Below are 12,220 nucleotides of genomic sequence, written 5' to 3' on the forward strand. Positions count from 1 at the left end.
AACTACATCCCTAAACAACATAAAATCAAAAAAAAATAAATTAAATTAATTACCATCAAATAAATATTAATGCACAAACCCAAAGAAAATAAAATAAATTCAAACAAAACGTCCAAAAAGCCCTACAACAAAACAAACCCGCAAAACCGGGGCCGTTCCTTAAAAACAAAAAAACACTGGGGGTTTTTATTTTTTTCTTTAACGTCCCCGAATACCCGAAATGACCATTGTGTAAAAAAGTGATAAAATACGAAAGGATTCGCGGAAGCTGTAAATTCGATTCAATTGAATCGAGTTCAATTGAATAGACTTGACGTTAAGCCGAAAGTTGGCAATCAAAGCGAAGCAAAAAGGGTATAAATAACAAAGTTTTGCTTAATTCATATTGGCTTCTGTACTTATAACTAGGGGATGAAGGACTTGTTTAAGTTAGTCGAGCGTGTTCTGCGCATGGGAGAAGGCAAAAAACTAAAGCTGCTTGAAGAAAAGGTTGCGATGGTAAATGCGTGGGAGCCCGAGATTGAAAAACTCACCGATGCCGAACTTAAAAGCAAAACTGCTGAGTTTAAGCAGAGGCTTGCGGATGGTGAGACGCTAGATGATATTCTACCTGAGGCATTTGCTGTCGTGCGCGAGGCATCAAAGCGCGTACTTGGTATGCGCCATTTTGATGTGCAGATAATGGGCGGCGTTGTCCTTCATGAGGGAAAGATCGCCGAGATGAAAACTGGTGAAGGAAAGACGCTTGTCGCAACACTTCCAGTTTACTTAAACGCGCTTGAAGGAAAGGGCGTTCACGTTGTAACCGTAAATGACTACCTGGCAAGGCGCGACAGCGAGTGGATGGGCAAGGTCTATGAGTTCTTGGGCCTCAAAGTTGGGCTTATTCAGGCGGAGATGCATCCGATGCTAAGGCGTGAGGCGTACCAGGCTGATATAACCTATGGCACAAACAACGAGTTTGGCTTTGACTATCTGCGCGACAATATGGCAACCGACATTAGTGAGCAGGTGCAGCGGGGCCACCATTACGCCATCGTTGACGAGGTGGACAGTATCTTAATCGACGAGGCAAGAACGCCGCTAATCATCTCCGGCCAACCCGAGCAATCTGCAGATACTTATTACACCTTTGCGAGGATAATACCCAAACTAAAGAAAGGCCGCGACTATGAAGTTGATGAGAAGCATAGAACCGTTGCGGTAACCGAAGAAGGGGTTGCCCGCGTTGAGGAAGCCCTAGGGATAGACAATCTTTATGACCACGTTAACAGCAACCTGGTAAATCATCTACAGCAGGCCTTAAGGGCACACGCGCTTTTCAAGAAAGATGTAGATTATATCGTAAAAGACGGCGAAGTTATTATTGTTGACGAGTTTACAGGTCGCTTGATGGAAGGAAGAAGATACAGCGAGGGTTTGCATCAGGCGATTGAGGCAAAAGAGGGCGTAAGAATCCGCGAAGAGAACCAGACCCTTGCGACAATTACGCTTCAAAATTACTTCCGCATGTATGAGAAGCTTGCCGGTATGACGGGTACCGCAGCAACAGAGGCCGATGAGTTCATGCACATCTATAAACTCGAGACGGTTGTCATACCGACCAACATGCCGATGATAAGAAAGGATATGCCCGATGTCATCTATAAAACTGAGGATATCAAGTTCAAGGCTGTAATAGAGGATATCGTGAAGCGCCACCATCTCGGCCAGCCGGTCCTGGTTGGTACTGTATCAATTGAGAAAAGCGAAAGACTATCTAAGATGCTAAAGAGACGCGGTATACCGCATGAGGTTCTAAATGCGAAGTATCATGAAAGGGAAGCAGAGATCATTGCCCAGGCGGGCAAGAAGGGCGCGGTAACAATAGCAACCAATATGGCCGGCCGAGGCGTTGACATTATTCTGGGCGGAAACCCGCCCGACCCGCAAGAGGCAGATGAGGTAAGGAATGCAGGCGGCCTCCGTGTCATTGGCACCGAGCGCCATGAGTCAAGAAGAATTGATAACCAGCTAAGAGGACGCTCCGGTCGCCAGGGAGACCCCGGCTCAAGCCAGTTTTACCTCTCGCTTGAAGATGACCTAATGAGGCTTTTTGGCTCTCAGCGGATTGGAAGCATTATGGAGAGGCTTGGTGTGCCGGATGACCAGCCGATTGAGCATGGCTTAATATCAAAATCAATAGAGACTGCCCAGAAGCAGGTCGAAGCGCAAAACTTTAGCATAAGAAAACATGTCCTTGAATACGACGATGTTATGAATAAGCAGCGCGAGGTCGTATATAAAGAGCGTCATCGGGTACTAACCGGTGAAAACCTGCGTGAACGCGTGCTTGATATGATAGATGATGTTATGAGCTCAGCGGTTCAGGTATTTACTAGCCACTCCTCCTATCCGGAGGAGTGGGATTGGGACGGCCTGCTATCTTATATCAATCAGCTGTTTCCGCTGGAATGGGGTAAAGAATCGGTCGATATAGCAACAATTACTCAGGAAGAGCTTACAGGCAGGTTAATTGAATCCGCAAAGACAAAATACGAAGAACGCGAGAGAGAGCTTGGGGAAGACCTCATGCGTAGCCTTGAGCGGTTGGTTATACTTGAGGTAATCGATAACAAATGGCGGGAACACCTATATGAGATGGATTATCTGAAAGAGGGTATCGGCCTGCGGGCGATAGGTCAAAGAGACCCGCTTATTGAATATAAGTCGGAGGCCTTTGACATGTTCCAGACTATGATCGAATCAATTAAAGAGGATGTCCTGCGCTATATGTTCCATGTCCAGGTTGTGCAGGAAGAGCCTGTAGCGGTCAGGTCGAAGAAGGAGAAGGTTCTGGTAACAAGTGGAGGCTCAGGTGGTGAGCCACGCGAGCCAAAAAGAAACGAGAACAAAATAGGCAGAAATGACCCTTGCCCGTGTGGAAGCGGTAAAAAGTATAAAAAATGCTGTGGAAAATAATTAGTAAAATGGTGAAAAGGTGAATATTTTGGTAATCGATTACAATGAAGATATACGCCAGTTAAAAGAAAAAATTGATCAGATAAAGGGCTACCTTTGACATAGATGGCAAGAGGGTAGAGGTAGATAAGCTCGAGAAAGAGGCAAGCAAGCCAGGTTTCTGGGACGATCCGGAAGCTGCACAGAAGGTAATGTCGACAATTAGCGATATAAAAGAAGATATTGAGACTTGGGAGCACGCTAAAGGCCAAGTAGAAGAGCTTGAGGTTATGAATGAGCTCGCTGTAACTGAAAATGACGAGCTACTGGCTTCTGAGGTAGAGAAATTTTTAAACAAAGTAAAAAAATATATCGAAGACCTTGAGCTAAGAAGCTGGTTTAGCGATCCTCTAGATAGCCATAATGCAATTGTAACCGTTCACCCCGGTGCAGGCGGTACCGAGTCGCAGGACTGGGCCGAGATGCTGATGAGAATGGTGATTCAGTGGGCCAGGTCCAAGAATTTTGAGGTGAGCATCAACGAGTATGCGCCGGGCGATGAAGCGGGTGTCAAAACTGCAACGTTTACGATCAAAGGCAAATATGCCTATGGCTTTTTGCAGGCGGTTCGTGGTGTACATCGCCTGGTAAGGATATCGCCGTTTGATTACGGCGGCAGGAGACACACGTCCTTTGCTTCAGTCGATGTCATCCCAGAAGTCGAAAGAGATGTTGAGATAACCATCGATCCAGCAGATTTGCGCATAGAGACCTTCAGGGCAACCGGCGCTGGCGGACAGCACGTAAATGTAACCGATTCCGCAGTAAGAATAACCCATATCCCGACAGGTGTCGTTGCCCAGTGCCAGAACGAGCGCTCGCAGTCAAAAAACAAAGAGACGGCGATGATTATCCTGAAAGCTAGACTCTATGAGCGTATCCAGGAGGAGAAAGCCAGAGAAGAAGCGGAGCGCCATAAGCAGAAGAAAGAAATCGCCTGGGGCAGCCAGATCATGTCTTATGTTATGCATCCCTACCAGCTTGTTAAGGATCACCGGACAGGGCTTGAAAAAGGCGATGTACAATCGGTTCTTGATGGAGATATCGACAATTTCATTATTGAGTATCACCGTAAGAGAGTGCTAGAAGAAGGATAGTGCACCGGCACAGCCCCCGAACTCCTTCCCGGGTTTTAGGTTGCCTACCTATCTAAAGACTGCTAGTATAGAACCAGTGCTTCTACCAATTAATCGTAAACCTTATTAAATATTAAGTTTACGATTATATTACTTGCGATTGTATTACTTATAACCGGTGCTAATCTAATCAAGGGTAGAAGCATTATTATTTAATAGTTGGCAGGCCTTATGATAAGTAAGTAGGCACTAAAATGCCGGCAAGTAATTAATCTGACAAAAAGAAGCAAGCAATGAAGATAGAAGCCGATTTACATGTTCACACGGTCGCTAGTGGCCACGCATACAGCACAGTTGAGGAAATCACCAGGGAGGCCGCAAAAAGGGGACTTAAAATGGTCGCTTTAACAGATCATGGACCGGCTTTACCGGGAGGAGCCCACCCTTACCACTTTTGGAATTTACGAATTATGCCTTCTGAGCTAAATGGGGTACGTATCTTAAAAGGCGTGGAGGCGAATATCACAAATGCCGAGGCTGACCTTGACCTTAAACCTGAATATCTGAATGCGCTCCAAATAGTGCTGGTTGGTTTTCATCCAAACTGCGGGTACGTAAGCGATACGGAGGCGCAGAATACTGCCACCCTAATAAAGGCAATGGATAATCCATATACTGATTTTATCGCACACCCGGGAAACGCAAAGTTCCCCATAAACCCTGAGCAAATAGTTAACGCTGCGGCGCAAAGAGGTATAGCGCTTGAGATAAATAACAGCTCATTTTTACCTACGAGCAGCCGTGAAGCAGCATCTGATTTCGACCTTCAAATTATTGATTTTGCAAAAGAAAAAGGTCTACCGCTTATTTTAAGCAGCGATGCGCATATTTATACACAAGTGGGTGTAGTTGACAAAGCGTCTGAGTTATTAAAGAGAGCGGGCGTAGAGCCTGAGCAAGTTTTAAATACTTCGGTTTCAGCAGTGCTTGATTACCTGGCAAAAAGAAGGGCTGGACGTTAAAAGAGCGTTTAATGAAATGTAACTTAATAATCGCAGTCATTATACCTCTTATAATTGTGTCGGGTGTTATCGTATCTATAGTGATGCCTGCTATAGCCAACAACGTCATCCAGGTCGCTGTTGTTGATACCCTTGGCCAAAGGTATGGTTTGGGTGACCATCCTTATGTTCGCGTCGATTCCGATGATTTCTCTTTTTTGACCGGAAAGTTCAAGCAGGTCTATATTGAATCCCCCGAGCGTGATTTTAACGGCATAAAAGCACAAAGCCTGGTTGTGTGCGCAAGGGATGTCGACCTCGATTTTAAGACTTTCATTTTAAGTAGAAGGGTCAAGGTCCGAAGGATAGGTAAAGTCAGCTCAAGAATGATATTTGGTGAGGATGAGCTAAACCGGTATGTTTCCAGTCGCTATCCGGATAGTAGTTTAAGGATGGATTTATGTGCAAACAAAATTACCGGGAAGGCTGGTGTTGAGATGATCGGCGATATGGAGGTGCTCTTTAAGCCTAGGCTTAGGGGAGACCATATGGTTTTAGAGCCGGTAGATGCAAAATTTTCATGCGCAAAGATGATGAATTTAGACAACGCACGAAACTGGGTTAAGGAAATTTCGCTCGATCTTCCAGTAAGCAACCTTCCTTTTGGGCTTAGGATAGCAAAAATATCGGTTATGAATAATGAGTTGATGGTTGTTGCTGAGAACTAGTCTAGTAGACCTTAAGGTCTACTAGACTAAGGTCTAGTAGGTATGCGGAAGCCTGGAAATGCTAATGGGAAGTGCTGATGGGCCGATGCCTTTTATTTACCGATTTTGTTATTTACCGACTTTGGCATGCTGGCACTTTGGCGCGAAACGACCCGACCCATATACCATACTAAAAGTGTATCAAATATGGTAAATTAGAATGTAGAGAACAACGTTGCGTGCTGAATTTAGGCCCTGGCCTGTCTCTAAGAGATTTTGGCGGGGTCGAATTATTTTAAAAACAGGGATAAAGCAGTCGGCGGAGGTGGTGCGGGTGAGGTTTAGAGCAAATCTTAGCGGTGTTATCCGTGAGTATATAGGTATAACTATTGGAATTATAGTAACCGCATTAGCCCTGGATATGTTCCTTGTGCCGAATAGGCTTGCAGCTGGAGGCGTCAGCGGCCTCGCAACTGTATTGCATTTTAAATTTGGGCTTCCCGTTGGAGTAACCATGGGCGTACTAAACGTAATTTTATTTGCAATCGGCACAAAATTACACGGCTGGCAGTACGGCATGAAGACGGTCTATGGTGCCTTTGGTCTGGCATTTGCGGTAGATGCCATAGCGCCTTTGGTATCGCCATTTGCGATTACCAATGATGCTATTTTAGGTACACTATACGGCGGCATTCTTTCGGGCGTAGGAATGGGGCTGGTATTCCGAAACGGGGGCAATACCGGGGGAACCGATATTGTAGCTCAAATTTTACAAAAATATAGCAACCTAGGACTGGGTCAGCTCTTCTTACTCGCTGACGGTTTTGTTATGCTGGTAGCAGCGAGTGTTTTTGGATTGAAGCTGGCACTTTATGGTATGATAGCAGTTATCATCATGGGCCGCGTAATCGATTACATACAGGAGGGTTTTAGCGTTGAAAAGGCGGCCTTTATTATATCCGAGCGTACTCAAGAGATATCCAATGCTATTCTCTTTGAGCTTCGCCGCGGTGCGACAGCCCTGGCGAGCAGGGGTTACTATACGGGTAGGCAACGTGATACAATATTTTGCGTGGTAGAACGCAGACAAGTTGAGCATCTGAAAAAGATTGTCCATACAATAGACCCTAAAGCTTTTGTAATTATTTCAGATGTCCATGAAGTGGTCGGTGAGGGATTTAAGCAGTTCGCTGCTTGAAAGGAGAGAATTTGGGAACCCCAACAATAGCGGATAAGAAAACCCTGGTAGAATTCCTAGAGGCAAAGGCAAGGACCCTCAGGTGGGATATCATAAAAATGGTCGGGTTGGCTCGCTCGGGTCATCCGGGCGGGTCGCTATCTGCAGCCGACGTTGTAGCCGCACTTTACTTTCATGAAATGCGGCACAAACCTGATGATAAAGACTGGCCGGATCGCGACCGTTTTGTTCTAAGCAAAGGCCATGCGGCTCCAGTACTCTATGCGGCACTTGCAGAGAGCGGGTATTTTCCGAAGGAAGACCTGTGGACGTTAAGAAAGATAGATAGCCATTTACAGGGGCACCCTGATATGAGAAAGACACCGGGTGTTGAAATATCCACTGGGTCGCTTGGCATGGGTTTTTCAACTGCAGTTGGTATGGCGCTCGGTCTTAGACTCGACGGAAAAGACAGCAGAGTATACGTTTTGATTGGCGACGGCGAGTCCCAGGAGGGCATAATCTGGGAAGCAAGTATGTTTGCCGCCCAGCACCGGCTCGATAATCTGGTTGCGATACTAGATTATAATAATATGCAGATTGACGGGTTGGTCAGCGAGATAGTAGACATACAGCCTGCTGCTTCCAAGTGGTCTGCTTTTGGCTGGCATACAATAGAGATAAACGGCCATGATATGAGCGAAATATTAGAGGCTTTTGAAGAAGCAAGGTCGGTCAAAGGTAAGCCAACGATAATCATTGCCAACACCATAAAAGGCAAATGCGTGTCCTTTATGGAGAGGGTTGTCGATTTTCATGGCAAAGCCCCAACAAACGAAGAGGTTGACAAGGCTTTAGCTGAGATTGAAGCACTAGGGCCACTGGGATAAAAGCTATCAGCTGCCAGCAATCAGAACCAGCGATCAGCAAAAATCCTTAAAGGCTGGCATCTGACAGCTGATAGCTAATACATAACTTAGTAATTAATCAATAAGTTAAGCTTTAGCTAATTTTACAGAGGAAGTGTAATGTCAGAAAAACGAGCTACGCGTGAAGCCTATGGAGAGGCTTTAATAGAACTGGGTCACGAGTACCCAAACCTTGTGGTACTTGAGGCTGATTTAGCAAAATCAACCACTACTTTAAAATTCAAGAAAGAGTTCCCCGAAAGGTTTTTTGACTGCGGTGTTGCAGAACAGAATATGATGGCGTTGGCCGCTGGCCTGGCAGCGACAGGCAAGATTTGTTACACAGGTTCTTTTGCGATGTTTGCCACCGGTCGCGCCTTTGAGCAAATTCGCAACACTGTCTCGTATCCAATGCTTAACGTAAAAATCTGCCCCACACATGCGGGCATAACAGTCGGTCCGGATGGCGGATCACACCAAACTATTGAAGATATAGCACTAATGAGAGTGATTCCCGGAATGACTGTAATTGTTCCCGCCGATTTTTACGAAGCAAAGAAGGCTATAAAAGCAGCCGCTAAAATTGATGGCCCAGTTTTTATCCGGTTGGGCAGAGCCAGCGTTCCCACGCTGTTTGATGATTCTTATGAGTTTGTGCCTGGCAAGGCAGTAAAGGTAAAAGAAGGCACGGATGTATCTATATTTGCAGCCGGTATTATGGTTGATAGCAGTCTTAAAGCTGCAGATGACCTGGCTCAGCAGGGGATAAGCGCCGAGGTTATCAACATCTCAACCATAAAACCACTTGACGAAGAAACTATAATTAAATCGGTAGAAAAAACAGGCAAAGTTGTTGTAGCAGAGGAACATAGCATAATTGGTGGATTAGGTAGTGCGGTTGCAGAGCTTCTTAGCGAGAAGCACCCCGTACAAGTAGTAAAAGTGGGCATAAAAGACTTATTTGGGCGCTCTGGCGAACCTGACGAGTTGCTCAGATATTATGGACTCACCAGCAAAGATATCTCCCAAGCGGTAAAGAGCCTGCTTAGTAAATAATTACCACTTATCTTTTAGCTTAGCTACCGGCAACCTTTGATTTATGCTTAGTTTTCTGGTAGGATACCGATTCTGGGAGTGATAAATGCCATGATCAAAATACGAAACGTAACCATGAAATACAAAGGAGCCCATCGTCCGGCATTAAGGGATATAAATGTTGAGATAGACAGGGGCGAGTTTTGTTTTCTGGTCGGGCCTTCAGGTTGTGGCAAGTCTACATTCATCCGTCTTCTTATCAGGGAATTAATCCCCACAAAAGGCGACATAATTATCGCCGGGCACAATATAGTGAACCTGCGTCGCTGGAAGGTGTCGCAGCTTAGACGAAACATTGGATGCGTGTTTCAGGACTACAAATTGCTGCCTAACAAAACGGCTTATGAGAATGTTGCCTTTGCGCTTGAAGTTATAGGAAAGCCCACCCGAATTATCAAAGCTCAAGTCCCGGAAGTTTTAAGGTTGGTCGGTCTTGAGGATAAAGCAAACAGCTACCCAGATGAGCTCTCGGGCGGAGAACAACAGAGGGTATCGATCGCTAGGGCGTTTGTAAACCGCCCTGCAATCATATTGGCTGATGAGCCAACAGGAAATCTTGACCCGGCAACATCAAGTGACATTATGGCCTTACTTAATAAAATAAACAGGACAGGCACAACTGTCTTAGTCGCAACGCATGACCGCGAAATGGTAGATAATATGAGAAAACGAGTCCTGGCTCTGGAAGAAGGGACTCTTATAAGAGACCAACAGCGCGGCGTTTATGGTTATGAGGAGTAAACTGTAAGGGGTAAAGATATGTCGTTTCGTCCTTTCTATTTTCTTAAGGAATCGCTTATTAGCTTTAGAAAGAATTGGGTTATAAGTGTAGCCGCTATCACTACGGTAGCTTTATCTCTTCTTGTTCTAGGTTTCTTTATGCTCGTTGCGTTTGCAGCAAATGGTTTAATGAAATCGACTGAGCAGAAGGTAGAGATCGAGGTTTTCTTGGTCGATAGCGCACCGGCTGAGGCTGTTGAGGCACTACAATCCGAGATTATGTCCTGGTCTGAAGTTAGAAAGGTGACCTATGTATCTAAAGAGCAGGCTCTTGAATGGCTTAAAAAAGAGTTCAAAGATTCGGATATGATTGATATGATAGAGGGAAATCCGCTGCCTGCATCACTTAAGATCTCATTAAAGGACCCGGAGAAGTCTAATGATATAGTCAAACGACTGCAGGGCCGCCCAGAAATTGATGAGATTAAGCATGACAGACAAACGGTTGAAAGGTTGCTTGCGGTTATCAGAGTGTTGCGATGGGTGGGCGCGATATTTGCATCTCTCTTAGCGTTTGCTTCGCTGGTGCTGATTTCTAATGCAATTCGGCTTGCCATTTATGCTCGCAGAAAAGAAGTTTCAATAATGCGCCTTGTAGGTGCTTCAAACTGGTTTATCAGATGGCCATTCTTGCTTGAAGGTGTAATACAGGGCATTATAGGGGCATTAATAGCCGTTACTCTACTTTCTATTGTAAATCATTTTATTAATAATACTATGACAAAACTTCTTCCATTTCTGCCAGTTAGCCTAAGCCAGGGGCAGTTCTGGCAGCTTATATTCGGCCTGTTAGTTGCCGGCATGTTGATAGGAGCAGCCGGCAGCACCTTAGCATTGAGGCGTTTCCTAAAAGTTTAAAGTTACGCCTTAATCTTGCCGATATTACCTTATAACTATAGCTTATACGCAGCAATTTTTGTGCTACTAATCATGCCACTTAAATGCCATTTTCTAGCATTCTTATATTTATAGCAATCGGATTTATAGTTATGGGTATTAATGTATTATATACTAGCCTTTGATTGACTAATATTATTATCAATGGTTTACTGTTACTAGGTGGCGCTATGATCTCAGGCAGTTGGTCGAAGTTTAAGTTAACAGTATTAATCCTGGTTCTTGTCTTAAGTTCCTTACTTACTCCTGCCTTCACTGCACAAGCTAGCCTGAGCAGTCAGAAGAAAAAAATAGATGCACAGCTCAGTCAGACACATTACCACCCACCAGCTAATAAGCGCCAGTATATGAGCAGTCAGAAGAAAAAAATAGATGCACAGCTCAGTCAGACGCAAAAAAAGATTGCGGAGGCAAAGCGGCAGGAGAACCAACTTGTAGCGCAAATACAAACGGTCGATAAAAGCATAGATTCTGTCCAAAGTGAGTATGACCGTCTTGATAAAGAGCTGGATAAAGTTAGCTCGCAAAGAGCACAGACAGAGCGCGAGCTGACCGCCCTGGAAGCGGAACTATATAAGACACAACAGGACCTTGAACTAACCGATGCAAAGCTGACCGAGCAAAAGGCAATCTTAAACAACCGCATCCAGAATATCTATAAACACGGCGACTCCAGTTACCTCAACCTAATCCTGAATTCAACCGATATTGTAAACCTCATAAACCGACTACGTTTTCTTGAGCTTATTGCTGCTAAAGATGCCGAAATTGTCGACAGGATGGGAAAGACAAAGGCTGCAATTGAGGAGAAAAGGCTTGAGGTCGAAAGACAAAAAGAGGCGGTTAACGCAGAGCGCAAGAAGCTAGTCGACGAAGAGCGACAGGCTAAAGCATTGACCGACGCAAAACTCACCCAAAAATTGGCGCTGCAGGCTGAACTTGGCAAAAAGCAGGCGCTTCTCAACCAGATTCAATCGAACCGCGCTGCGTTGGAGCTAGCTGAGGACCAGCTGCTGGCTGAATCTGCAAGCTTGGCACAGAGGATCAGGCAGTTAGAGAAATCCTACGGCGGTTATGCCCGCCCGGCAGGTTCGTCATCCGGTTTTGTATGGCCGACAGACGGTCCTGTTACTTCACCGTATGGCATGAGAATGCACCCGATACTTAAAACAATGCGCATGCACACTGGGGTCGATATCGGTGCTCCTTACGGTCAAGCGGTGGTAGCTGCCCAAGACGGTGTAGTTATTGATGCCCGTACAATGAGCGGCTACGGCAAGACCGTGATCATAAGCCATGGCAACGGCATAAGTACACTATATGCGCATCTTTCTTCGATTTCTGTCTCGGTAGGCGCAATGGTCTCCAAAGGCTCTACAATTGGGCGTATTGGGTCTACTGGCCTCGCAACCGGTCCGCACCTTCACTTTGAAGTAAGAGTGAATGGAAACACGCAAAATCCTATGAACTGGTACTAGGTAAAGCTACGCCAGAGCATCAGTCTTTTTCAATCAACAAGTATTCTTTAAAGGTCTATAAATCAGTGGGATAAAACGTTAATTTATTTGTGAGGCTGTAC

The 12,220-nt window shown here is 45.3% G+C and carries 9 protein-coding genes and 1 pseudogene; all 10 read left to right on the top strand.

The features are described 5' to 3' along the window. Positions 1 to 411 precede the first annotated feature (411 nt). The 10 genes and pseudogenes from secA (at position 412) to K6T91_09515 (ending at position 12,119) form a co-directional block, all read left to right on the top strand. Entirely contained in the window at positions 412 to 2,961 is a 2,550-nt protein-coding gene (gene secA, locus K6T91_09470) for a preprotein translocase subunit SecA (protein ID MCL6473021.1), read from the top strand. A 101-nt stretch (positions 2,962 to 3,062) separates the two neighbouring features. Beyond that, positions 3,063 to 4,097 carry a peptide chain release factor 2 gene (gene prfB, locus K6T91_09475; GenBank protein MCL6473022.1) on the top strand — a complete coding sequence of 345 codons (1,035 nt, stop codon included), beginning with the start codon at positions 3,063 to 3,065 and terminating at the stop codon, positions 4,095 to 4,097. 272 nt (positions 4,098 to 4,369) lie between these two features. Beyond that, entirely contained in the window at positions 4,370 to 5,098 is a 729-nt protein-coding gene (locus tag K6T91_09480) for a phosphatase (GenBank protein ID MCL6473023.1), read from the top strand. 11 nt (positions 5,099 to 5,109) lie between these two features. Continuing rightward, complete coding sequence (locus K6T91_09485) at positions 5,110 to 5,805, top strand: DUF2993 domain-containing protein (GenBank protein MCL6473024.1); 696 nt, start codon at positions 5,110 to 5,112, stop codon at positions 5,803 to 5,805. 349 nt (positions 5,806 to 6,154) lie between these two features. After that, positions 6,155 to 6,982, top strand: a pseudogene (locus K6T91_09490) (YitT family protein). A gap of 26 nt (positions 6,983 to 7,008) precedes the next feature. Further along, the gene (locus K6T91_09495) at positions 7,009 to 7,851 is read left to right on the top strand and encodes a transketolase (GenBank protein MCL6473025.1); all 843 of its coding nucleotides are present in this window, start codon (positions 7,009 to 7,011) and stop codon (positions 7,849 to 7,851) included. Positions 7,852 to 7,989: 138 nt separating this feature from the next. Continuing rightward, the gene (locus K6T91_09500) at positions 7,990 to 8,925 is read left to right on the top strand and encodes a transketolase family protein (protein MCL6473026.1); all 936 of its coding nucleotides are present in this window, start codon (positions 7,990 to 7,992) and stop codon (positions 8,923 to 8,925) included. A gap of 90 nt (positions 8,926 to 9,015) precedes the next feature. Further along, positions 9,016 to 9,705 (top strand): cell division ATP-binding protein FtsE, encoded by a 690-nt coding sequence (gene ftsE / locus K6T91_09505; GenBank protein MCL6473027.1) that lies wholly within the window; start codon positions 9,016 to 9,018, stop codon positions 9,703 to 9,705. 18 nt (positions 9,706 to 9,723) lie between these two features. Next, positions 9,724 to 10,602, top strand: a complete 879-nt coding sequence (gene ftsX, locus K6T91_09510; GenBank protein ID MCL6473028.1) for a permease-like cell division protein FtsX — start codon at positions 9,724 to 9,726, stop codon at positions 10,600 to 10,602. Between the two features lie 209 nt (positions 10,603 to 10,811). After that, a complete protein-coding gene (locus K6T91_09515; GenBank protein MCL6473029.1) occupies positions 10,812 to 12,119 on the top strand; it encodes a peptidoglycan DD-metalloendopeptidase family protein in 1,308 nt (435 codons plus the stop codon). Positions 12,120 to 12,220: the final 101 nt, after the last annotated feature.

This window comes from Bacillota bacterium (assembly GCA_023511485.1).
GTDB lineage: Bacteria > Actinomycetota > Aquicultoria > Aquicultorales > Aquicultoraceae > CADDYS01.

Excerpts from the sequence above, each read along its gene's own strand:
- K6T91_09500 (MCL6473026.1), top strand. The coding sequence starts at position 7,990 with ATGTCAGAAAAACGAGCTACGCGTGAAGCCTATGGAGAGGCTTTAATA.
- K6T91_09480 (MCL6473023.1), top strand. The coding sequence starts at position 4,370 with ATGAAGATAGAAGCCGATTTACATGTTCACACGGTCGCTAGTGGCCAC.
- K6T91_09485 (MCL6473024.1), top strand. The coding sequence starts at position 5,110 with ATGAAATGTAACTTAATAATCGCAGTCATTATACCTCTTATAATTGTG.
- K6T91_09515 (MCL6473029.1), top strand. The coding sequence starts at position 10,812 with ATGATCTCAGGCAGTTGGTCGAAGTTTAAGTTAACAGTATTAATCCTG.
- secA (MCL6473021.1), top strand. The coding sequence starts at position 412 with ATGAAGGACTTGTTTAAGTTAGTCGAGCGTGTTCTGCGCATGGGAGAA.
- ftsE (MCL6473027.1), top strand. The coding sequence starts at position 9,016 with ATGATCAAAATACGAAACGTAACCATGAAATACAAAGGAGCCCATCGT.
- ftsX (MCL6473028.1), top strand. The coding sequence starts at position 9,724 with ATGTCGTTTCGTCCTTTCTATTTTCTTAAGGAATCGCTTATTAGCTTT.